The 21,339-nt window shown below is 66.2% G+C and carries 19 protein-coding genes; 14 read left to right on the top strand and 5 right to left on the bottom strand.

The window, feature by feature from the left end; translation table 11 throughout:
* Window positions 1-6 precede the first annotated feature (6 nt).
* From gatA to FIV02_RS04390, 5 genes are all read left to right on the top strand, one after another.
* Window positions 7-1,458, top strand: coding sequence for an Asp-tRNA(Asn)/Glu-tRNA(Gln) amidotransferase subunit GatA (gene gatA, locus FIV02_RS04410; protein ID WP_152487921.1), 1,452 nt, complete (start codon window positions 7-9; stop codon window positions 1,456-1,458).
* A gap of 110 nt (window positions 1,459-1,568) precedes the next feature.
* A complete protein-coding gene (gene gatB, locus FIV02_RS04405) occupies window positions 1,569-3,017 on the top strand; it encodes an Asp-tRNA(Asn)/Glu-tRNA(Gln) amidotransferase subunit GatB (protein WP_152487920.1) in 1,449 nt (482 codons plus the stop codon).
* Window positions 3,018-3,078: 61 nt separating this feature from the next.
* Window positions 3,079-3,498, top strand: a complete 420-nt coding sequence (locus tag FIV02_RS04400) for a septal ring lytic transglycosylase RlpA family protein (RefSeq protein ID WP_152487919.1) — start codon at window positions 3,079-3,081, stop codon at window positions 3,496-3,498.
* Window positions 3,499-3,588: 90 nt separating this feature from the next.
* Complete coding sequence (locus FIV02_RS04395) at window positions 3,589-4,683, top strand: calcium/sodium antiporter (RefSeq protein ID WP_037046411.1); 1,095 nt, start codon at window positions 3,589-3,591, stop codon at window positions 4,681-4,683.
* A 2-nt stretch (window positions 4,684-4,685) separates the two neighbouring features.
* Window positions 4,686-5,069 carry a carboxymuconolactone decarboxylase family protein gene (locus tag FIV02_RS04390; RefSeq protein ID WP_037046408.1) on the top strand — a complete coding sequence of 128 codons (384 nt, stop codon included), beginning with the start codon at window positions 4,686-4,688 and terminating at the stop codon, window positions 5,067-5,069.
* A 43-nt stretch (window positions 5,070-5,112) separates the two neighbouring features.
* On the opposite strand, the gene FIV02_RS04385 is transcribed toward FIV02_RS04390, so the two are convergent.
* From FIV02_RS04385 to FIV02_RS04375, 3 genes are all read right to left on the bottom strand, one after another.
* Window positions 5,113-6,054 (bottom strand): AEC family transporter, encoded by a 942-nt coding sequence (locus FIV02_RS04385; protein WP_037047376.1) that lies wholly within the window; start codon window positions 6,052-6,054, stop codon window positions 5,113-5,115.
* Between the two features lie 127 nt (window positions 6,055-6,181).
* Window positions 6,182-6,742 (bottom strand): response regulator transcription factor, encoded by a 561-nt coding sequence (locus FIV02_RS04380; RefSeq protein ID WP_047587309.1) that lies wholly within the window; start codon window positions 6,740-6,742, stop codon window positions 6,182-6,184.
* A gap of 14 nt (window positions 6,743-6,756) precedes the next feature.
* Window positions 6,757-8,010, bottom strand: a complete 1,254-nt coding sequence (locus FIV02_RS04375) for an ATP-binding protein (protein WP_037046403.1) — start codon at window positions 8,008-8,010, stop codon at window positions 6,757-6,759.
* Window positions 8,011-8,204: 194 nt separating this feature from the next.
* Between FIV02_RS04375 and FIV02_RS04370 the strand changes: the two genes are divergently transcribed.
* From FIV02_RS04370 to FIV02_RS04340, 7 genes are all read left to right on the top strand, one after another.
* On the top strand, window positions 8,205-8,918 hold the full coding sequence (locus FIV02_RS04370) for an SIMPL domain-containing protein (RefSeq protein ID WP_152487918.1): 714 nt from the start codon (window positions 8,205-8,207) through the stop codon (window positions 8,916-8,918).
* A 221-nt stretch (window positions 8,919-9,139) separates the two neighbouring features.
* Window positions 9,140-10,738, top strand: coding sequence for an ABC transporter substrate-binding protein (locus tag FIV02_RS04365; protein ID WP_047587324.1), 1,599 nt, complete (start codon window positions 9,140-9,142; stop codon window positions 10,736-10,738).
* 41 nt (window positions 10,739-10,779) lie between these two features.
* Window positions 10,780-12,378, top strand: a complete 1,599-nt coding sequence (locus FIV02_RS04360) for an ABC transporter substrate-binding protein (RefSeq protein ID WP_152487917.1) — start codon at window positions 10,780-10,782, stop codon at window positions 12,376-12,378.
* A gap of 124 nt (window positions 12,379-12,502) precedes the next feature.
* Window positions 12,503-13,513 carry an ABC transporter permease subunit gene (locus FIV02_RS04355; protein ID WP_037046393.1) on the top strand — a complete coding sequence of 337 codons (1,011 nt, stop codon included), beginning with the start codon at window positions 12,503-12,505 and terminating at the stop codon, window positions 13,511-13,513.
* A gap of 117 nt (window positions 13,514-13,630) precedes the next feature.
* Window positions 13,631-14,533, top strand: a complete 903-nt coding sequence (locus FIV02_RS04350; protein WP_037046390.1) for an ABC transporter permease subunit — start codon at window positions 13,631-13,633, stop codon at window positions 14,531-14,533.
* A 213-nt stretch (window positions 14,534-14,746) separates the two neighbouring features.
* On the top strand, window positions 14,747-15,709 hold the full coding sequence (locus FIV02_RS04345) for an ABC transporter ATP-binding protein (RefSeq protein WP_152487916.1): 963 nt from the start codon (window positions 14,747-14,749) through the stop codon (window positions 15,707-15,709).
* Window positions 15,709-16,680, top strand: coding sequence for a peptide ABC transporter ATP-binding protein (locus FIV02_RS04340; protein WP_037046369.1), 972 nt, complete (start codon window positions 15,709-15,711; stop codon window positions 16,678-16,680). Before FIV02_RS04345 ends, FIV02_RS04340 begins: the two co-directional genes overlap by 1 nt.
* A gap of 6 nt (window positions 16,681-16,686) precedes the next feature.
* On the opposite strand, the gene FIV02_RS04335 is transcribed toward FIV02_RS04340, so the two are convergent.
* Window positions 16,687-17,859, bottom strand: coding sequence for an HD domain-containing phosphohydrolase (locus FIV02_RS04335; protein ID WP_152487915.1), 1,173 nt, complete (start codon window positions 17,857-17,859; stop codon window positions 16,687-16,689).
* 171 nt (window positions 17,860-18,030) lie between these two features.
* Between FIV02_RS04335 and ada the strand changes: the two genes are divergently transcribed.
* Window positions 18,031-19,059, top strand: a complete 1,029-nt coding sequence (gene ada / locus FIV02_RS04330) for a bifunctional DNA-binding transcriptional regulator/O6-methylguanine-DNA methyltransferase Ada (protein ID WP_152487914.1) — start codon at window positions 18,031-18,033, stop codon at window positions 19,057-19,059.
* A gap of 49 nt (window positions 19,060-19,108) precedes the next feature.
* Here ada and FIV02_RS04325 read toward each other — a convergent pair whose 3' ends face one another.
* A complete protein-coding gene (locus FIV02_RS04325) occupies window positions 19,109-19,660 on the bottom strand; it encodes a DJ-1 family glyoxalase III (protein WP_152487913.1) in 552 nt (183 codons plus the stop codon).
* A 199-nt stretch (window positions 19,661-19,859) separates the two neighbouring features.
* Here FIV02_RS04325 and FIV02_RS04320 point away from each other — a divergent pair, with 199 nt between their 5' ends.
* Window positions 19,860-21,152 (top strand): NCS2 family permease, encoded by a 1,293-nt coding sequence (locus FIV02_RS04320; protein WP_152487912.1) that lies wholly within the window; start codon window positions 19,860-19,862, stop codon window positions 21,150-21,152.
* Window positions 21,153-21,339 lie beyond the last annotated feature (187 nt).

Raw genomic sequence — 21,339 nt, 5'->3', positions numbered from 1 at the left:
GCTGACATGCATCAACTGACCCTGGCCGAGATAGCCAAGGGCCTCGAGGCCAAGCAATTCTCCGCCGAAGAACTGACCCGCAGCCTGCTGGCGCGCATCGAGCAGCTCGATCCGCAGCTCAACAGCTTCATCACCGTCACGCCCGAACAGGCGGTCGCCCAGGCCCAGGCCGCCGACGCCCGCCGTGCAGCTGGCGAGAACGGCGCCCTGCTCGGTGCACCGATCGCGCACAAGGACCTGTTCTGCACCGAAGGCGTGCTGACCACCTGTGCCTCGAAGATCCTCACCGGCTTCAAGGCGCCGTACAACGCCACCGTGGTCGAGAAACTGGCCGCCGCCGGCGCTGTGACCCTCGGCAAGCTGAACATGGACGAATTCGCCATGGGCTCGGCCAACGAATCCAGCCACTATGGCGCGGTGCAGAACCCCTGGGACACCAGCCGCGTGCCCGGCGGCTCCAGCGGTGGCTCGGCGGCTGCGGTCGCCGCACGCCTGCTGCCGGCCGCCACCGGCACCGACACCGGCGGTTCGATCCGTCAGCCGGCGGCGCTGACCAACCTCACCGGGATCAAGCCGACCTACGGCCGCGTCTCGCGCTGGGGCATGATCGCCTACGCCTCCAGCCTCGACCAGGGCGGCCCGCTGGCCCGCACCGCCGAAGACTGCGCGCTGCTGCTCGGTGCCATGGCCGGTTTCGACGCCAAGGACTCCACCAGCGTCGACCAGCCGGTGGATGACTACCTGGCCGCCCTCGCCCAGCCGCTGGCCGGCCTGCGCATCGGCCTGCCGAAGGAATACTTCGGCGCCGGCCTCGCCCCCCGTATCGGCGAGAAGGTGCTGGCCGTGGTCGAGGAGCTGAAGAAGCTCGGCGCCAGCGTCAAGGACATCAGCCTGCCCAACCTGCAGCATGCGATCCCGGCCTACTACGTGATCGCCCCGGCGGAAGCCAGCTCCAACCTGTCGCGCTTCGACGGCGTGCGCTTCGGCTACCGCTGCGAGAACCCGGTCAACCTCGAAGACCTGTACAAGCGTTCGCGTGGTGAAGGCTTCGGTGCGGAAGTGAAACGGCGCATCATGGTCGGAACCTACGCCCTGTCGGCCGGCTACTACGACGCCTACTACATCAAGGCGCAGCAGATCCGCCGCCTGATCAAGAACGACTTCGTCGCTGCCTTCAATGACGTCGACGTGATCCTCGGCCCGACCACGCCGAACCTGGCATGGAAACTCGGCGAAAAAGGTGGCGACCCGGTGTCGGCCTACCTCGAGGACATCTACACCATCACCGCCAACCTCGCCGGCATCCCCGGCCTGTCGATGCCAGCCGGCTTCGTCGATGGCCTGCCGGTGGGCGTACAGCTGCTCGGCAACTACTTCCAGGAAGGTCGCCTGCTCAACATCGCGCATCAGTACCAGCAGGTGACTGACTGGCATCAACAGGCTCCGAGCGGCTTCTAGGCCATGGCGCAGCCATGCAGCCTTTTCCCCTCTCCCATTCATGGGAGAGGGTGGCGCGCAGCGCCGGGAGAGGGATGGATGACGCCACACAGGATTGAGGAACACTAAAGATGCAATGGGAAACAGTGATCGGGCTGGAGATTCACGCTCAGCTCAGCACCCAATCGAAGATCTTCTCGGCCAGCGCCACTACTTTCGGCGCCGAGCCCAACACCCAGGCCAGCCTGGTCGACCTCGGCATGCCCGGCACCCTGCCAGTGCTCAATGCCGAAGCCGTGCGCATGGCCTGCATGTTCGGCCTGGCGATCGACGCCGAGATCGGCGAGCGTAACGTCTTCGCGCGCAAGAACTACTTCTACCCGGACCTGCCCAAGGGCTACCAGACCAGCCAGATGGATCACCCCATCGTCGGCAAGGGCCACCTGGACATCACCCTGGAAGACGGCACCGTCAAGCGCATCGGCATCACCCGCGCGCACCTGGAAGAAGACGCCGGCAAGAGCCTGCACGAAGACTTCCACGGCATGAGCGGCATCGACCTCAACCGTGCCGGTACGCCGCTGCTGGAGATCGTCTCCGAGCCGGACATCCGTTCGGCCAAGGAAGCGGTCGCCTATGTGAAGTCGATTCACGCCCTGGTGCGCTACCTCGGCATCTGCGACGGCAACATGGCCGAGGGCTCGCTGCGTTGCGACTGCAACGTGTCCGTGCGCCCGAAAGGCCAGGAAGCCTTCGGCACCCGCGCCGAGATCAAGAACGTCAACTCCTTCCGCTTCATCGAGAAGGCCATCAACCACGAGATTCAGCGGCAGATCGAGCTGATCGAGGACGGTGGCAAGGTGGTACAGGAAACCCGCCTGTACGACCCGAACAAGGACGAGACGCGCTCCATGCGCGGCAAGGAAGAAGCCAACGACTACCGTTACTTCCCCTGCCCGGACCTGCTGCCGGTAGTGATCGAGCGCAGCTTCCTCGATGACCTGCGCGGCCAGCTGCCGGAACTGCCGGTGCAGAAGCGCGAGCGCTTCGAGAGCCAGTTCGCGCTGTCCGCCTACGACGCCAGCGTGCTGAGCGCCAGCCGCGAGCTGGCCGACTACTTCGAAGCGGTCGAGAAGACTTGCGGCGATGCCAAGCTGTCGGCCAACTGGGTGATGGGCGAGCTGTCCAGCCTGCTCAATAAAGAAGGCCTGGAGATCGAGCAGTCGCCGGTGTCCGCCGAGCAACTGGGCGGCATGATCCTGCGCATCAAGGACAACACCATCAGCGGCAAGATCGCCAAGATGGTCTTCGAAGCCCTGGCCGCCGGTGAAGGCGCCAGCGCCGACGAGGTGATCGAGAAGAAGGGCCTCAAGCAGGTCACCGACTCCGGCGCCATCGAGGCGATGCTCGACGAAGTGCTGGCAGCCAACGCCGAGCAGCTCGAACAGTACCGTGCAGCGGACGAAGCCAAGCGCGGCAAGATGTTCGGCTTCTTCGTCGGCCAGGCCATGAAGGCCTCGAAAGGCAAGGCCAACCCGGGGCAGGTGAACGAACTGCTGAAGAAAAAGCTCGAAGGTTGAGCCTCGACCCACCGAAACGACGCCGGGCTTGCCCGGCGTCTTTCTATCTGGAGATACCGCGATGATGACCCGTAGCCCGGATGCAATCCGGGAGCCCGCAACGTCTAGGATTGCATCCGGGCTACAGACCTGCGCCTTGCTCGGCGCGCTGGTCCTGCTCGGCGGCTGCTCCACCTTCGGCGGTAGCGGCGGCAGCGAAACCGGCAAGGCCTCCTATTATGGCCAGGCGCACCATGGCAAGCGCACCGCCAGCGGCGAGCGTTTCGACCAGCACGCCCTGACCGCCGCGCATCGCACCCTGCCCTTCGGCACACGGGTACGCGTCACCAACCTGAACAACGAGCGCAGCGTGGTGGTGCGCATCAACGACCGCGGCCCGTTCGTGCGCGGGCGCATCATCGACCTCTCCCGTGCCGCCGCCGAGCGCCTGGACATGCTGCGTGCAGGCGTGGTGCCGGTTCGGCTTCAAGCGCTGGACTGACGAACAATTGGCAACAAATACCTTGCGTAATCTCTGGCGGCCACGGACGCCATCGCTACACTAGCCGCACTTTTTCGGAGCCTCCCTGTAATGACCCTGATGACTTTCGTCTACCTGATCGCCGGCCTGGTGTTGCTGGTCGCCGGCGCAGAAGTGCTGGTACGCGGCGCCGCCAAACTGGCCGCGCAGTTCGGCATTCCCCCGCTGGTGATCGGCCTGACCGTGGTGGCCTTCGGCACCAGCGCCCCGGAGACGGCGGTCAGCGTGCAATCGGCCTTCAACGGCAGTGGCGACCTGGCAATCGGCAACGTGATCGGCAGCAACATCGCCAACGTCCTGCTGATCCTCGGCGTCACCGCACTGGTGGCCCCGCTGATCGTTTCGCGCCAGCTGATCCGCCTGGACGTGCCGATCATGATCGGCGCCAGCCTGGTGGTCTACGCACTCGCCTGGGACGGGCAGCTGAGCCGTCTCGACGGCGCCCTGCTGTTCGCGGGCGTGATCACCTACACCGTCTTCCTGATCTACAGCAGCCGCAAGGACAAGGGCGGCGAAGACGATGAGTTCGCCAAGGAATTCGGCCTCGACGAGCCGGCCAAGCCCTACGCCTGGGCCGTCAACCTCGGCCTGCTGCTCGCCGGCCTGGCGCTGCTGGTGGGCGGCTCCAACCTGCTGGTCGACGGCGCCGTGCAACTGGCCCGCGCCCTGGGCCTGTCGGAGCTGGTGATCGGCCTGACCGTGATCGCCATCGGCACCTCGCTGCCGGAACTGGCCACCTCGATCATCGCCGCCTTCAAGGGTGAGCGCGACATCGCCGTCGGCAACATCGTCGGCAGCAACATCTTCAACCTGCTGTGCGTCCTGGGCCTCGCCTCGCTGGTCTCGCCGAACGCCATCCCGGTGGCCGCCAACGCGCTGGCCTTCGACTTCCCGGTAATGATCGCCGTGGCCTTCGCCTGCCTGCCGATCTTCTTCAGCGGCTATCGCATCAACCGCTGGGAAGGCTTGCTGTTCGTCGCCTACTACGTGGCCTACACCCTCTATGTGGTGCTGTTCGCCACCGGCCGGCCATTCGCCCAGAGCTTCGGTGACGCAATGATCGGCTATGCGCTGCCACTGACCGCCATTACCCTGGTGATCATCGCCGGGCGTGCCTGGCACAAGCAACGCGGCCAGGAGATCTGAACATGAGCGAGAACCACGAGCGCGGCCTGCAGGTACGCCGCGAAGTCATGGGCGAGGCGTTCGTCGAGCGCGCCCTGGGCAATGCCACCGAGTTCAGCCAACCCCTGCAGGACTTCGTCAACGAACACGCCTGGGGCGGCGTGTGGACGCGCAGTGGCCTGCCACGCGCAACCCGCAGCCTGATCACCCTGGCCGCGCTGACCGCACTGAAGTGCCCGCAGGAGCTCAAGGGGCACGTGCGCGGCGCGCTGAACAACGGCTGCACCGTCGAGGAAATCCGCGAAACCCTGCTGCACTGCGCGGTCTATGCCGGCGTGCCGGCGAGCATCGATGCCTTCCGCGCAGCCCAGGAAGTGATCGACGACTACCAGCGCAACGCCTCGTAGGAGCCGCCTTGCCGGTGCTCCATCGAGCGCCGGCCACGACCAGCTAGACCCAGCCCCCCCACTGCAACAGCAGCAGGCCGAAGTTGGTGGTCAGCACCGCCGCCAGGGTGGTGATGACGATGATCGCCGCCGCCAGCTCATGGTTGGCACCGACGGCCCGGGCCATGACGAAACTGGCCGCAGCCGTCGGGCTGGCGAAGTAGAGAAAGAGAATCGCCAGGTCCGCATCGCGAAAACCCAGCAGCCAGGCGCCGGTGGTGCTCAACAGTGGCAGCCAGACCATCTTCATCAGGCTCGAACCGATGGCCGTGCCGCTGCTGCGCTGCAGCGAGGCCAGGCTCAGCGTGCCACCGATGCAGATCAGCGCCAGCGGCAGCGTCATCTGCGCGAAATACTCCGCCGAGGTGAGCAGCCACTGCGGCAGGGCGATCTTCCAGTAGGCGAAAGGCACGGCCAGCAGCACGCCGATGATCATCGGGTTGCTGACGATGCTGCGGGCGATGGCCCGCATGCCGGTTTTCGCCCCCGGGCTGTAGATGGCCAGCACGACGGCCGAGAGCGCGTTGTAGCAGAGGATCACCAGCGCGGCGAGCACCGAACCGAGGGACAGCCCGTAATCGCCATACATGCTGGTGGCCAGCGCCAGCCCGACGATACCGTTGTTACCGCGAAAGGCACCCTGGGTGTAGACACCACGGTCCACGAACGGCACGCGCCAGACGGCCCAGCCCCAGGCCAGGAAGAAGCTGGCCACCGTGGCCAGCACGTAGTAAGTCAGCAGCCCCGGCTGCATCGCCGCATCCAGATCGGCCTTGATCACCCCGAGAAACAGCAGGGTCGGCATGGTGCCGCGAAACACCAGGCTCGAGGCGGTATCGATGAAGGCGCCGTCGATCCAGCGCACGCGCTTGAGCGCCACACCGAGAAACAGCATGGCGAACACCGGGGCGGTGACAGCGAGGGTTTGTGCAGCGACGGCGAGCATGAAGGCACCGATGCAGTTGTACGACAACGCATGTTAGCCGGCTAATGTTTATGCTGCTACCGGTAAATCGGGTGGCCACCTGCGGCGGCCATGAAGCGAGGCCCGGAACCGTTCCGGGCCAATGGCCTCAGCGGCGTACCGGGCGCTTCTGCAACTTGCGCTGCAAGGTACGACGGTGCATGCCCAGCGCGCGGGCCGTCGCGGAGATGTTGCCCTCATGCTCGGCCAGCACACGCTGGATGTGCTCCCACTGCAGGCGGTCGACCGACATCGGGTTTTCCGGCACCAGGCTGTCCAGGTCGGCATGCTCGGAGAGCAAGGCGGTCAGCACGTCGTCGGCGTCGGCCGGTTTGCACAGGTAGTTGGCGGCGCCACGCTTGATCGCCTCGACGGCGGTGGCGATGCTGGAGTAACCGGTGAGCAGCACCACGCGCATCTCGGCATCCAGCTCCAGCAGCTTGGGCAGCAGGACCAGGCCGGAATCACCTTCCATCTTCAGGTCGACCACCGCGTAGTCGGGCAGGTCTTCCTTGGCCATCGCCAGGCCTTCCTCGGCGCTTGACGCAGTGGACACACGCAGGCCTCGGCGGCTCATCGCGCGCGCCATCACACGGGTGAACGTCGGGTCGTCATCGACCAGCAGCAGATGGGGCTGCTCTTCACCTTCGAACAGGGATTCTTCGCTCATGCAGGTTTTCCTTGTCAGGCCACGCCATAGGCTCGCGGCAACTTCAATTCGGTGAGGGTGCCGCCATCCTCATGGTTATACAACTTAACCGTACCACCGGCACGGGTCACGCTGGCCTGGCTGAGGAACAGACCGAGCCCGAAACCCTTGCCCTTGGTGGTGAAGAACGGCCGCCCCAGCTGTTCGGCAATGGCCAGCGGGACGCCGGCGCCATGGTCGCGGATGCTCAGGCGCAACCACTGGTGATCCCAGTCCAGACGGATATCGAGCTTGTCCGGGCAGGCATCGGCGGCGTTGTTCAGCAGGTTGAGCAGCGCCTGGGTAAGGTCGGCCGGCGGCATGATGCGCGGCGCCGTGCCACGCCCCAGGCACTGGTAGCGGTAGCTGGCCTCGGGGCGCATCAGGTGCCAGCGATTGAGGGTGGTTTCCAGCCACTCCACGCAGGACTGCTCCACCACCGCCTGGCGCCGGTCGTTCTCGGCCGCACGCACCAGTTGCTGCAGGGTGTACTTGCACAGCTTGACCTGCTCCTGCAGCAGGGCCAGGTCGTCCTGCAGGGCCGGCTTGTCGCGGTGTTCCTGGCGCAGCTCCTTGAGCAGCACGCTCATGGTGGCCAGCGGCGTACCCAGTTCATGGGCGGCGCCCGCAGCCTGGGTGGCCACGGCCAGCAGCTGCTGGTCGCGCAGGCTCTCCTCACGGCGCTCGGCACGCAGTTCGTCCTGGCGCCGCAGCTCCTCGGCCATCTTGGCGACGAAGAAGGTGATCAGCGCGGCAGCCAGGGCGAAGCTCAGCCACATGCCGTAGACCAGCAGGCTCTCGCGCGCCGCCGGCAGTTCCAGCGGGTGCGTCCACACCAGCAACAGGGTGTAGCCCGCCAGCGCCATCCCCGCCAGCACGATGGTGAACAGCCAGGGCAAGGTGGCCGCAGCAATGGTCAGCGGCACCAGGTAATAGGAGACGAAGGGGTTGGTCGAACCACCCGAGTAATACAGCAGCACGCTGTGGATGATCAGGTCGCAGCCGAGCTGCACGGCGTACTCGACCTCGGTGACCGGCCAGGGGCCGCGCAGGCGTAATGCCGTGCCCACGCAGAGCAGCAGGGAAATGCCGAGGGTGATCGACAATTCGCACCAGGGCAGCGCCAACACGCCCGACTTGTACGCGAGCCCGACGGAACCGGCCTGGGCGGCGAGCACGAGAATACGAATGAGGGTCAGGCGCCAGAGATTCTGGCGGCTGGCGGACAACAACTGCACGGGTTCGAGCATGGCGACTCCAGTCAATGGGGCGAGTATAACCAAGCCTGGCGCGGCCTTCCGCCGCTGCGGCAACCGGACGCACGCCTGTTCGGCGCGGCTGTGCGGCCTGAAAAAAAACCTGAACCGGGTTTAACCCGAATGGTCATCTGTCTTCGTCTAACCTCGGGAAACGGCCATCAAGGCCACTGAAAAAGGAACTGCACATGCTCACCATGCCCCGTATCGCCTCCGCCATCGCCCTGACCATCGCCGGCCTTGCCAGCAGCGGCCTGCTGGCCGACGAAGCGCGCTACAACCAGATTGCCCTGCGTGCCGAGGTGAACCAGGAAGTCGCTCATGACCTGATGCACGTCACCCTGTACACCGAGTCGCAGAATGCCGACCCGGCCAAACTGGCGGCGGAGATCACCAACACCCTGAACAAGACCCTGGAGCAGGTGCGCCAGGTCAAAGGCGTCTCGGTCAAGCTGGGCAGCCGCCACAGCTACCCGGTCTATGACGACAAGGGCCAGAAGATCACCGCCTGGCGCGAGCGCGCCGAAGTGCGCATGGAGAGCGCCGACTTCGCCCGCCTGTCCTCGCTGACCGGTGAGCTGCTGCAGTCGATGAAGATGGGCGGCATGGACTTCAGCATCGCCACCGATACCCGCAAGACACGCGAGGACGCCATGCTCAAGGACGCCGTGGATGCCTTCAAGGCCCGCGCCCAGCTGGCCACCCAGGCGCTCGGCGGCAAGGGCTACAAGCTGGTCAGCCTGAGCCTAAACACCGGTGGTTTCCAGCCGCCGATGGCCATGCGCGGCTTCGAGGCGAAGAGCATGGCGATGATGGATTCCGCCCCCACTCCGCAGATCGAAGCCGGCACCAGCCAGGTGACCGTGAGCGCCGATGGCGTCATCGAAGTGCAGATGCCCTGACCCGCGCCCCGCGACAAAGCAGCGCCGTTGTCGAAAGATAACGGCGTTTTGCTATCTCTTCCCGACAAAAGTTCATAAATGCGACAGCGAGTTACACCCGTGTAGCGCTAACCCTTTTTACGCCACTTGCGCACTTGCCTCAGGCACACGCCCTGCATAGCTTGCCAGGAGGCCCCCACAAGGGGCTCCTCAAAAACAAGCAAAACAACGATGAGGTCATGATGCGCAAGAACGCCGTTATCCAGGCTTTGCTTACCGCTGGGCTGATCGCCAGCGCCCCCCTCGCCAGCGCCGCCAACCTGGTTTTCTGTTCCGAAGGCAGCCCCGCCGGATTCGACCCGGGCCTGTACACCACCGGCACCGACTTCGATGCCGCTGCGGAAACCATCTTCAACCGTCTGACCCAGTTCGAGCGTGGCGGCACCAAGGTCGAGCCCGGCCTGGCCGAGAGCTGGACGGTCTCCGACGACGGCCTGGTCTACACCTTCAAGCTGCGTCCCGGGGTGAAGTTCCACACCACCGACTACTTCAAGCCCAGCCGTGAGTTCAACGCCAACGACGTGCTGTTCACCTTCGAACGCATGCTCGACAAGGACCATCCCTTCCGCAAGGCGTACCCCACCGAGTTTCCCTACTTCACCGACATGGGCATGGATAGCAACATCGCCAAGCTGGAGAAGATCGATGACATGACGGTGCGCTTCACCCTCAACCAGGTCGACGCCGCGTTCGTGCAGAACCTGGCGATGAGCTTCGCCTCGATCCAGTCCGCCGAATACGCCGACCAGCTGCTCAAGGCCGGCAAGGCCTCCGACATCAACCAGAAGCCGATCGGCACTGGCCCCTTCGTGTTCAGCCGTTACCAGAAGGACGCGGTGATCCGCTACAAGGGCAACAAGGACTACTGGAAGCCCGACGACGTGAAGATCGACAACCTGATCTTCGCCATCAACACCGACTCCTCGGTGCGCATGCAGAAGCTCAAGGCCGGCGAATGCCACGTCACCCTGTTCCCGCGTCCGGCGGACATCGAGTCGCTGCAGAAGGACCCCAACCTGCAGATGCCCGAGCAGGCGGGCTTCAACGTCGGCTATATCGCCTACAACGTCACCCACCCGCCGTTCGACAAGCTGGAAGTACGCCAGGCGCTGGACATGGCGGTGAACAAGCAGGCGATCCTCGACGCCGTCTACCAGAAGGCCGGACAGCTGGCCGTCAATGGCATGCCGCCGACCCAGTGGTCCTATAACGAGGACATCAAGGACCCGGCCTTCGACCCCGAGAAAGCCAAGGCGCTGCTCAAGGCCGCGGGCGTCAAGGAAGGCACCGAGATCACCCTGTGGGCCATGCCGGTGCAGCGTCCGTACAACCCCAATGCCAAGCAGATCGCCGAGATGCTGCAGGCCGACTGGGCCAAGATCGGCATCAAGGCGCGCATCGTCAGCTACGAGTGGGGCGAGTACCTCAAGCGTGCCAAGGGCGGCGAACATGACGCCATGCTGATCGGCTGGAGCGGCGACAACGGCGACCCGGACAACTGGCTGGGCACCCTCTATGGCTGCGATGCGGTCGACGGCAACAACTTCTCCAAGTGGTGCTTCGAGGACTACGACAAGCTGGTCAAGGCAGCCAAGCGCACCACCGATGTGGCCGAGCGCACCGAGCTGTACAAGCAGGCCCAGGTGATCCTCAAACGCGAAGTGCCGATCACCCCGCTGGCGCACTCCACCGTGTACCAGCCGATGCGCAAGGAAGTGCACGACTTCCGCATCAGTCCGTTCGCGCTCAACTCCTTCTATGGTGTAAGCATCGACAAGTGATGCATGCGGCGCCCGCAAGGGCGCCGTTCAAGGAGTTATTCATGTCATCCACGTCCTTGCTACGTGGCGGCCTGCTGTTGGCCGCCCTGCTGGGCGCACACGTCCAGGCGGCTGACAGCCTGGTGGTGTGCACCGAAGCGAGCCCGGAAGGTTTCGATATCGTCCAGTACACCGCGGCGACCACCGCCGACGCCAGCGCAGAGACCCTGTTCGAGCGTCTGGTGGCCTTCGCTCCCGGCAGCACCGAGATCATTCCCGCGCTGGCGCAGAGCTGGAGCATCAGCGACGACGGTCTGAGCTACACCTTCAACCTGCGCCAGGGGGTGAAATTCCACAGCAACCCGGCGTTCACCCCGACTCGCCCCTTCAACGCCGACGATGTGTTGTGGAGCTTCCAGCGCCAGCTCGACCCGGATCACCCCTGGCACAAGCTGTCGCTGCGCGGCTTTCCCTACGCCGAAGCCATGGGCCTGCGGCAACTGATCGAGCGTGTGGAAAAGCTCGACGACTATCGTGTGCGCTTCGTGCTCAGGCACCCGGAGGCGCCATTCCTGGCCAACCTGGCCATGGGCTTCGCCTCCATCTATTCGGCCGAGTACGCCGACCAGCTGCTCGCCGAGCATGCACCCGAGCGCCTCAACAGCCAGCCCATCGGCACCGGCCCGTTCATCTTCGAACGCTATGCCAAGGATGCCCAGGTGCGCTTTCGTGCCAACCCCGACTACTGGGATGGTGCCCCTGCCATCGACCGCCTGCTGCTGGCCATCACCACCGAGCCCAACGTCCGCCAGCAACGGCTCAAGGCCGGCGACTGCCAGATCGCCCTGTATCCGCGTCCGGTGGACATCCCCGCGCTCAAGGCCGATGCACGGTTGCAGGTGCTGGAACTGGACTCGCTGCTCACCGCCTATATCGGCATCAACACCCGCCACCCGCCGCTGGATGACGTGCGCGTGCGCCAGGCGCTGAACCTGGCGTTCGACAAGGCCGCCTACATTCGCGCGCAGTATGGCGAAGGCAATGCGAGCCCTGCCGTTGCCCCCTACCCGGCGACACTGTGGGGCTACGACGAAGAGTTGCAGGACTGGCCGCACGACGTCGAGCGCGCCCGCCAGCTGCTGGGCGAAACCGGGCGCAAGAGCGGCTTCAAGCTGTCGATCTGGACGCGCCCCGGCGGCGGCCCGACCAATCCCAACCCCGGTATCGGCGCGCAGATGCTGCAGGCCGATCTGGCCAGGCTGGGCATCGCCAGCGACATTCGCGTGTTCGAGTGGGGCGAGCTGATCAAGCGCGCCAAGAATGGCGAGCACGATCTGGTGTTCATGGGCTGGGCCGGCGACAACGGCGACCCGGACAACTTCCTCACGCCCAACCTGTCCTGCGCAGCCGCCGAAAGCGGCGAGAACCAGGCCGGCTGGTGCAACGAGGCCTTCGATGCGCTGATCACCCAGGCCCGCCGCGAGCCGCAGCAACAAAAACGTGCGGCGCTGTACCGCCAGGCCCTGGCGATCTTCCACGAGCAGGCGCCATGGATCGCCCTGGCCCACCCGAAGCAGTTCGCCGCGCTGCGCAAGGGGGTCGAAGGTTTCGTGCTCAGCCCCATGGGCTCGAACAACTTTGCCCGGGTGAAGCTGCCATGAACCCTCGCCGTACAGCCCGCCAACCCGCGATGGCCCCGAAAGGCCTCCGGGCCACGCATATCCCAGAACAGCGGCGGACCACGCAGTCCGCTGCCCGCTTCCAGCCATGGAGTAGAACCGCCTGATGTTTTCATTCATCGCCAGACGCCTGGGGCTGCTGATCCCCACCTTCTTCGGCGTCACCCTGCTGACCTTCGCATTGATCCGCCTGATCCCCGGCGACCCGGTGGAAGTGATGATGGGCGAACGCCGCGTCGACCCGGAAATGCACGCCCAGGCCATGGAGCGCCTGGGGCTGAACAAGCCGCTCTATGCCCAGTACCTCGACTACATCGGCCAGCTCGCCCAGGGCAACCTGGGGGAATCGCTGCGCTCGCGCGAAAGCGTCTGGCGCGAGTTCCTCACCCTGTTCCCCGCCACGGTCGAACTGGCACTGGCGGCGCTGCTGTTCGCCGGCACGCTGGGCCTCGTCGCGGGGGTGGTCGCCGCGCTGAAACGCGGCTCGCTGTTCGACCACGGAGTGATGGGCATCTCGCTGACCGGCTATTCCATGCCGATCTTCTGGTGGGGCCTGCTGCTGATCATGTTCTTCTCCGTCGGCCTGGGCTGGACCCCCGTGTCCGGACGCATCGACCTGCTCTACGACATTCCGCCAGTCACCGGTTTCATGCTGATCGACACCCTGCTCTCCGATGAACAAGGTGCTTTCCTCGATGCCCTGCATCACCTGATCCTGCCCGCCATCGTGCTCGGCACCATCCCGCTGGCGGTGATCGCCCGCATGACCCGTTCGGCCATGCTCGAAGTGCTGCGCGAGGACTACATCCGTACCGCGCGGGCCAAGGGCCTCTCCCCGGCACGGGTGGTGTTCGTCCACGGCCTGCGCAATGCGCTGATCCCGGTGCTCACCGTGTTCGGCCTGCAGATCGGCACCCTGCTGGCCGGCGCCGTGCTCACCGAAACCATCTTCTCCTGGCCGGGCATCGGCAAATGGCTGATCGAGGCCATCGGCGCCCGCGACTACCCGGTGGTGCAGAACGGCATTCTGCTGATCGCCTGCCTGGTGATCCTGGTCAACTTCATCGTGGATGTCCTCTATGGCCTGGCCAATCCACGCATCCGCCATCAGCAGTAAGGAAGGCGCCATGCACGAACATGACGATTACGCAGGCTGGATGACCCCCGCTTCATCCAGCGTGAAAAACCATTGGCGGACCGCCACTGCAGCATCCAGCCCACGCGAGGTGCGCCCATGACGACCGCCACCACGCTCGACCAGAGCCTGCTCTACCCTTCGCCGCTGAAGGAGTTCTGGCAGGCCTTCAGCCACAACAAGGGCGCCCTGGGCGGCCTGGCGTTCATGCTGCTGATGGTGTTCTGCGCCCTGTTCGCCCCGTGGATCGCCCCACACGATCCCAGCGAGCAGTACCGCGACTTTCTGCTCACCCCGCCGGTGTGGCTGGAAGGCGGGCAATGGCAGTTCCTCCTCGGCACCGACGAGCTGGGCCGCGACCTGCTGTCCCGCCTGATCCATGGCGCACGCCTGTCGCTGCTGATCGGCCTGGCGTCGGTGGTGCTGTCGCTGATCCCCGGCATCCTCCTGGGCCTGGCCGCGGGCTTCTTCCCGCGCCTGCTCGGCCCGAGCATCATGCGCCTGATGGACATCATGCTGGCCCTGCCGTCGCTGCTGCTGGCGGTGGCCATCGTCGCCATCCTCGGCCCCGGGCTGATCAACACCATCTTCGCGATCGCCATCGTTTCGCTGCCGTCCTACGTGCGCCTGACCCGCGCCGCAGTGATGGGCGAACTCAACCGTGACTACGTCACCGCCGCCCAGCTGGCCGGCGCCGGCCTGCCTCGCCTGATGTTCGTCACCGTGCTGCCCAACTGCATGGCACCGCTGATCGTGCAGGCCACCCTGAGCTTCTCCTCGGCGATTCTCGACGCCGCCGCACTGGGCTTTCTCGGCCTCGGCGTGCAACCGCCCACTCCCGAGTGGGGCACCATGCTGGCCTCGGCGCGCGACTACATCGAGCGCGCCTGGTGGGTGGTCAGCCTGCCGGGTCTGGCCATCCTGCTCAGCGTGCTGGCGATCAACCTGATGGGTGACGGTCTGCGCGATGCGCTCGACCCGAAACTCAAGAATGCGCAGTGAGGAGCCCGACATGAGCCATACCCCAGCCCGAATCGGCCTCCTCCCCTCTCCCGTTCACGGGCGAGGGCTCTGCCCACCCCTCCCCCGCCAGCAGGCAAGGCAACACGCCCTGTGTGTCAGCGACGCAGGGGGGATGACGCGCTGTTCATCCACCACGAATCTACGACGCTGGACGGGTGCAGCATCGTCCACCCTGCGCACGGAGGCACGCCCATGAGCCTGCTGGATATTCGCAATCTTTCCGTACGCTTCGGCAGCGCCGATGCCGTGCCGGTGGTCGACGGCCTCGACCTGTCCGTGGAAAAGGGTGAAGTGCTGGCCATCGTCGGTGAGTCCGGCTCCGGCAAGTCGGTGACCATGATGGCGCTGATGGGGCTGATCGACGCCCCCGGTATCGTCGGCGCCGACTGCATGCAGTTCGATGGCACCGACATGCTGCGCCTGAAAGGGCGTCAGCGCCGGCACATCGTCGGCAAGGACCTGGCCATGGTCTTCCAGGACCCGATGACCGCCCTAAACCCCAGCTACACCGTAGGCTTCCAGATCGAGGAAGTGCTGCGCCAGCATCTCGGGCTCAAGGGCAAGGCCGCGCGGGCACGTGCGCTGCAGCTGCTCGAACGCGTCGAGATCCCCGCTGCCGCCAGCCGCCTGGACGCCTACCCGCACCAGCTTTCCGGTGGTATGAGCCAGCGCGTGGCGATCGCCATGGCCATCGCCGCCGAGCCGAAGTTGCTGATCGCCGACGAGCCGACCACGGCGCTGGACGTCACCATCCAGGCGCAGATCATGGAACTGCTGCTGGACCTGCAACGCGATCAGGGCATGGCCCTGGTGCTGATCACCCACGATCTCGCCGTGGTGGCCGAGACGGCCCAGCGCGTCTGCGTGATGTACGCCGGGCAGGCGGTTGAACTGGGCCAGGTGCCGGCGCTGTTCGATGCCCCCAGCCACCCCTACACCGAGGCACTGCTCAAGGCCATTCCCGAGCACAGCGTAGGCGCCGAGCGCCTGGCGACCCTGCCCGGCATCGTGCCCGGACGCTACGACCGGCCGCAGGGCTGCCTGCTGTCCCCGCGCTGCCCCTACGTGCAGGAGCGCTGCCGCCAGCAGCGGCCCGCACTCGATGAACACGCCAGTGGCGCCGCGCGCTGCTTCTTTCCCCTGGAGGTGGCCTGATGAGTTGCGTACTCGAAGCCCAGGACCTGACTCGTCACTACAACGTCTCGCGCGGCCTGTTCAAACCCACCGCGCTGGTCAGGGCACTCAACGGCGTGTCGTTCAGCCTGCAGGCCGGCAAGACGCTGGCGGTGGTCGGTGAATCCGGCTGCGGCAAATCCACCCTGGCCCGTGCCCTCACCCTGATCGAGGAGCCCAGCTCGGGCAGCCTGCAGATCGCCGGTCGCGAAGTGGCCGGGGCCAGCAACGACCTGCGCAAGCAACTGCGCCGCGACGTGCAGATGGTGTTCCAGAACCCCTACGCCTCGCTCAACCCCCGGCAGAAGATCGGCGACCAGCTGGCCGAGCCGCTGCTGATCAATACCGGCCTGGATCGCGGCGAGCGCCGCGAGCGCGTACAGGCGATGATGCAGCAGGTGGGCCTGCGCCCCGAGCACTACCAGCGCTACCCGCACATGTTCTCCGGCGGCCAGCGCCAGCGCATCGCCCTGGCCCGCGCCATGATGCTGCAACCCAAGGTCCTGGTGGCGGATGAGCCGACCTCGGCGCTGGACGTGTCGATCCAGGCCCAGGTGCTCAACCTGTTCATGGACCTGCAGGAGCAGTTCGCCACCGGCTACGTGTTCATCTCGCACAACCTCGCGGTGGTGCGCCATGTGGCCGACGACGTGCTGGTGATGTACCTCGGGCGCCCGGTGGAAATGGGCCCGGCGGCGGCCCTCTACGACCGCCCCCTGCATCCGTACACACGGGCGCTGCTGTCGGCGACGCCGGCGATCCATCCCGATCCGGACAAGCCCCGGGTGAAGATCAGCGGCGAGCTGCCCAATCCGCTCGATCCGCCGTCCGGTTGCGCCTTCCACAAGCGCTGCCCGCATGCCGACGAGCGCTGCCGCGGCGAGCGCCCGGAGCTGCGCCTGATCGACGCGCGCCAGGTCGCCTGCCATCACGTCGAGCGAATAGCCGGCTGAGCGTCTTCAGCTCACTGGCGGCAGGGTCAGCTCGATGCTCTCCGCCAGGGAGTCCTCCAGGCGCTGCAACTCGACCTCCACGGCCGCCGCGTCGTCGGCCAGCGACTCGGCGATGCGCATGAATGCCGGCGTCGCCTCGACGAGGGCCAGCACCACCATGGGATCGAAGCGCGTACCGCTGGCCTCGCTGATCTGCGCCACCGCCTGAGCGGGGCTGAGCCGTGGCCGGTACGGGTGCTGACAGGTCAGCTCCTCGAAGTGGCCGACCAGCGCCATCAGGCGTGCGGACAGGGGAATCTGCTCACCGTGCACGCCCTGCGGGTAGCCCTTGCCATCCCAGCGCTCGTGCTGGCCATGGACGATGTCCTTGGCATCGGAGAGAAAACTGGTGCTGCTGCCCAGCTTGCGCTCGGCACGCAGCAAGGCGTCCCGCCCGGCCAGCACGCCTTCGCTGAGCAGGCGCAGGTCGCCCTCGTCCGGTTCGCCATGGCGGAACAGGATACGGTCCGGCAGGGTCATCCGGTCGATCACGTGGAGCATGGCGGACTTGCCCAGCTGGGCGATGCGCTCCTCGTCCAGCTGAGCGGAAAGCGCGGGCTGTTGCCGTGCCACCGCCGCCGCCAGGCAGGTCATGTAGCGCTCGATGCGCGCCAGGTGACGGCCGCACGGGTTGTCACGCATGACGGCAACGCTGGCCATCGCCTCGATGGTCACGTCCTGCAGTTTCTGGATATCGCGGGTGCGCCGCTTGACCTCGAGTTCGAGGTACTCGCTCTTGTCGCGCAGGTAGTCGGTGGCCGCCTTGAGCTGCAGCTGCGCCTTGACCCGAGCCAGGACGATGGGCGGACTGACCGGCTTGGTGATGTAGTCGGCGGCGCCGAGGTCGAAGCCCATCTGCTCGTCGACGGCATCGCGCTTGGCGGTCACCAGAATCAGCGGGATATGCCGGGTCTGCGCTTCACGCTTGAACTGGCGACAGAGCGCATAGTCATCCTGCCAGCCGAGCAGTATCAGGTCCGGCTGCGGCGCCTCGCAGGCGGCAGCCAGCGCCTGGTCAGCGGCGACCAGGCGCACCTGGTAGCGCTCGACCAGCAGCGCGCCGATGCGCTCGCGCACCTCCTGTGAGTCGTCCGCGACCAGAATCAGCTCCTGTTCCGGCCTGTCGAGCATCCCGCGCATGGCGACCTCCACGGCTACCTGTCTACCGAACAGTAAAGGCGCAGAACGGCATCTGCGCCCAGGTGTTCCACAACTGACTGCCGTTAGGCTTTGAAAGTGCAATACGGATTGGCAGCGCGGCGGAGCCGGCCGACAATCGTCATTCAGATCGTCATCACCTGGGCAGGCCACATGTTGAATCCGGAGAGTTGCTGGCAGGCCGTCTGCGAGCGCGACGCGACGCTCGACGGACGCTTCGTGTTCGCCGTACGCAGCACCGGCATCTATTGCCGGCCAAGCTGCCCGGCCAGGCGCCCACGCCGCGACAACGTCAGCTTCCATGCAGACCCGGGCAGCGCCGAAGCCGCCGGCTTTCGCCCGTGCAAGCGCTGCTCGCCGCAAGGCCAGAGCCCGGCACAGCAGCTCGACGCGCTGGTCGCCGCCGCCTGCCAGTTGCTGCGCGGCGAGCAACGCCTGACGTTGCCCCAGCTGGCCGCGCGCATCGGCTTGTCGCCCTCGCACCTGGCGCGTGCGTTCAAGGCGCGTACCGGCATGACGCCCCACGCCTGGGCCGATGCCGAACGACGACAGCGCCTGGACGCGCACCTCGCGCAATCGCACAGCGTCCTCGACGCCGCGCTGGCGGCGGGCTACTCCGGCACCCGCGCCCTGTATGAGAAGCCGCAGGCCATGAGTCCGGGCCGACGGCGTTCAGGGGGCGCCGGCGAACACCTGCGCTACGGCATCGCCCCCTGCGCCCTCGGCCACGTGCTGCTGGCGAGCAGCGACAAGGGCGTCTGCGCCCTGCTGTTCGGCGACGATCCGGCGACGCTGCTCGCCGAACTGCAGCAGCGCTTCGCCGCAGCCCGGCTGGAGCAGGATGAGGGCGCCCTGCACGACTGGTTGCAGCAGGTACTCGGGCAACTGCAGGAGCCGGAACGCGCCGCCCACCTGCCGCTGGACATTCGCGGCACGGCCTTCCAGCAGCGCGTCTGGCAGGCCCTGCAACAGATTCCCAGCGGCGCGACCCGCAGCTACGCCGAGCTGGCCGGGCAGCTGCGCAGCCACCCGCGCGCGGTGGCACGGGCTTGCGCCAGCAACGCCATCGGCCTGCTGCTGCCCTGCCACCGTGTGGTGGCCAGCGACGGCAGCCTCAGCGGCTACCGCTGGGGGCTGCAGCGCAAGCGCCAGTTGCTGGCGAACGAGCGTGGCGAACCATGAGTTCGCCGCTGCCACCCGCGACGACCGCCCTGCAACAGCATCGCGAGCGTTACACCAGCATCGCCGCCGCCACCTCGTTGCGCTTGCCGCGCCCGACCAGCTGTTCGACCAGGGTCAGGGCGAAGGCCAGTGCCGTTCCCGGCCCCTGGCTGGTGATGCAGTTACCGTCGACCACCACCGCTTCATCGACGAAGCTGCAACCGCTCAGGCGATCGCTGAAGGCCGGGTAGCAGGTCATCCGCCGCTGCCTGAGCACCCCGTAGCCCTGCAACGCCAGGGCGGGCGCCGCACAGATGGCGGCGAACAGCTCACCGGCCCTGGCCTGCTTGCGCACGCGCTCGGCCAGCGGCTCGAAGTCGGCCAGGCGCTGCGCACCGGGCATGCCACCGGGCAGCACGATCAGGTCGAAGTCCTGCGCCAGCACATCCACCAGCATGGCGTCGGCGGTCAGGCGCGTGCCACGGGAACAGGTGATCATCCGCCGCTCCTCGACACTCGCCACCAGCACCTCGACGTCGGCACGGCGCAGCACATCGATCAGGGTCACGCATTCGAGATCCTCGACGCCATCGGCGACGGTGACCAGTGCACGCTTGCTCATCTATCCACTCCTTCAGGTGCGAAATGAAACTGTCCGCCTGGTCATGAAATGGCCGCACAGCGCACAAATTCACCAGGCAAAACCTTGCTGGTATGATGCGCGGCTTTTGCGGGAACGGGCAATTTTCCGGCCGGTTCGGACGAATGTGCTTTGCTTTCTGCAGACCAATTTCGGCGCGCACGCGCCTTGGGGAGCCACCATGCTGGAAAGACTGTTCCAACTCAAAGCCCACAACACCACGGTGCGCACCGAGGTTCTGGCCGGGATCACCACCTTCCTGACCATGGCCTACATCCTCTTCGTCAACCCCAACATGCTGGCTGCGACCGGCATGAACCATGGCGCGGTGTTCGTCGCCACCTGCCTGGCCGCCGCCATCGGCTCGCTGGTGATGGGCCTGCTGGCCAACTACCCGATCGCCCTGGCCCCGGGCATGGGTCTCAACGCCTTCTTCACCTACACCGTGGTGATGACCATGGGCTACAGCTGGCAGACCGCCCTGGGCGCGGTGTTCCTCTCCGGCGCGATCTTCTTCCTGCTGTCGATCTTCAAGATTCGCGAATGGATCATCAACAGCATCCCGCTGGCCCTGCGCGCCGGCATCGCCGCCGGTATCGGCCTGTTCCTGGCGATCATCGCCCTGAAGAACGCCGGCATCGTGGTCGATCACCCGGCCACCCTGGTCGGCCTGGGCGACATGAGCAACGGCGGCGCGCTGCTGGCCTGCCTGGGCTTCTTCGTCATCGCCGCGTTGGCCTACCGCAAGGTCACCGGCGCCGTAATGATCGGCATTCTGCTGGTCACCGCACTGTCGATCATCCTCGGCCTGTCCGAGCTGCCGGGGGTGGTCTCGATGCCGCCGTCGCTGATGCCGACCCTGCTGCAACTGGATATCGCCGGCGCCCTGGACATCGGCCTGGTCAGCGTGATCTTCGCCTTCCTCTTCGTCGACCTGTTCGACACCTCCGGCACCCTGGTGGGCGTGGCGCAGAAAGCCGACCTGCTGGACAAGGACGGCAAGATGCCGCGCCTGGGCCGTGCCCTGCTGGCCGACAGCACCGCGACCATGGCCGGTGCCGCACTGGGTACCAGCACCACCACCAGCTACATCGAATCCGCCGCGGGCATCAGCGCCGGTGGGCGTACCGGCCTGACCGCCTGCGTGGTCGCCGCGCTGTTCCTGCTCAGCCTGTTCTTCGCCCCGCTGGCCGGCTCCGTACCGGCCTATGCCACCGCACCGGCGCTGCTGTTCGTCGCCGTGCTGATGATGAGCAGCCTGGCGCAGATCGACTGGGACGACCTGACCGTCGCCGCCCCAGTGGTGATCGCCGCCCTGGCCATGCCGCTGACCTTCTCCATCGCCAACGGCATCGCCTTCGGTTTCATCGCCTGGACCGGCATCAAGCTGCTGTCCGGCCGTGCCCGCGAGCTGAACGCCGCGATGTGGGTGCTCTCGGCGCTGTTCATCGTCAAGCTGGCCTACTTCGCCTGATCGGCCCTGGCTGGGCATGCCATTGCAGCCCCCCATACCCGCTAGCCGAAGGCTGCAACGGTGGATGAAAAGAGCGTCATCCACCCTACGCCCCCGCCGGCCACCACCTAGGGTGGACATCGCTTTTCACGTCCACCAATCGCTCACTTGCGCCCACCCACAGTGCAACGCCGACGAGTAACCCAAG

It is taken from the genome of Pseudomonas sp. THAF187a, assembly GCF_009363395.1.
Taxonomy (GTDB): Bacteria; Pseudomonadota; Gammaproteobacteria; order Pseudomonadales; family Pseudomonadaceae; genus Aquipseudomonas; species Aquipseudomonas khazarica.
Note: the sequence above shows the minus strand (reverse complement) of the source record. Positions and strands in the feature narration are given on the sequence as shown.

What these genes read in the sequence shown, in the direction of transcription:
- gatA (WP_152487921.1), top strand. Translation starts at nt 7, where the DNA reads ATGCATCAACTGACCCTGGCCGAGATAGCCAAGGGCCTCGAGGCCAAG.
- gatB (WP_152487920.1), top strand. Translation starts at nt 1,569, where the DNA reads ATGCAATGGGAAACAGTGATCGGGCTGGAGATTCACGCTCAGCTCAGC.
- FIV02_RS04400 (WP_152487919.1), top strand. Translation starts at nt 3,079, where the DNA reads ATGATGACCCGTAGCCCGGATGCAATCCGGGAGCCCGCAACGTCTAGG.
- FIV02_RS04395 (WP_037046411.1), top strand. Translation starts at nt 3,589, where the DNA reads ATGACCCTGATGACTTTCGTCTACCTGATCGCCGGCCTGGTGTTGCTG.
- FIV02_RS04390 (WP_037046408.1), top strand. Translation starts at nt 4,686, where the DNA reads ATGAGCGAGAACCACGAGCGCGGCCTGCAGGTACGCCGCGAAGTCATG.
- FIV02_RS04385 (WP_037047376.1), bottom strand. Translation starts at nt 6,054, where the DNA reads ATGCTCGCCGTCGCTGCACAAACCCTCGCTGTCACCGCCCCGGTGTTC.
- FIV02_RS04380 (WP_047587309.1), bottom strand. Translation starts at nt 6,742, where the DNA reads ATGAGCGAAGAATCCCTGTTCGAAGGTGAAGAGCAGCCCCATCTGCTG.
- FIV02_RS04375 (WP_037046403.1), bottom strand. Translation starts at nt 8,010, where the DNA reads ATGCTCGAACCCGTGCAGTTGTTGTCCGCCAGCCGCCAGAATCTCTGG.
- FIV02_RS04370 (WP_152487918.1), top strand. Translation starts at nt 8,205, where the DNA reads ATGCTCACCATGCCCCGTATCGCCTCCGCCATCGCCCTGACCATCGCC.
- FIV02_RS04365 (WP_047587324.1), top strand. Translation starts at nt 9,140, where the DNA reads ATGCGCAAGAACGCCGTTATCCAGGCTTTGCTTACCGCTGGGCTGATC.
- FIV02_RS04360 (WP_152487917.1), top strand. Translation starts at nt 10,780, where the DNA reads ATGTCATCCACGTCCTTGCTACGTGGCGGCCTGCTGTTGGCCGCCCTG.
- FIV02_RS04355 (WP_037046393.1), top strand. Translation starts at nt 12,503, where the DNA reads ATGTTTTCATTCATCGCCAGACGCCTGGGGCTGCTGATCCCCACCTTC.
- FIV02_RS04350 (WP_037046390.1), top strand. Translation starts at nt 13,631, where the DNA reads ATGACGACCGCCACCACGCTCGACCAGAGCCTGCTCTACCCTTCGCCG.
- FIV02_RS04345 (WP_152487916.1), top strand. Translation starts at nt 14,747, where the DNA reads ATGAGCCTGCTGGATATTCGCAATCTTTCCGTACGCTTCGGCAGCGCC.
- FIV02_RS04340 (WP_037046369.1), top strand. Translation starts at nt 15,709, where the DNA reads ATGAGTTGCGTACTCGAAGCCCAGGACCTGACTCGTCACTACAACGTC.
- FIV02_RS04335 (WP_152487915.1), bottom strand. Translation starts at nt 17,859, where the DNA reads ATGCGCGGGATGCTCGACAGGCCGGAACAGGAGCTGATTCTGGTCGCG.
- ada (WP_152487914.1), top strand. Translation starts at nt 18,031, where the DNA reads ATGTTGAATCCGGAGAGTTGCTGGCAGGCCGTCTGCGAGCGCGACGCG.
- FIV02_RS04325 (WP_152487913.1), bottom strand. Translation starts at nt 19,660, where the DNA reads ATGAGCAAGCGTGCACTGGTCACCGTCGCCGATGGCGTCGAGGATCTC.
- FIV02_RS04320 (WP_152487912.1), top strand. Translation starts at nt 19,860, where the DNA reads ATGCTGGAAAGACTGTTCCAACTCAAAGCCCACAACACCACGGTGCGC.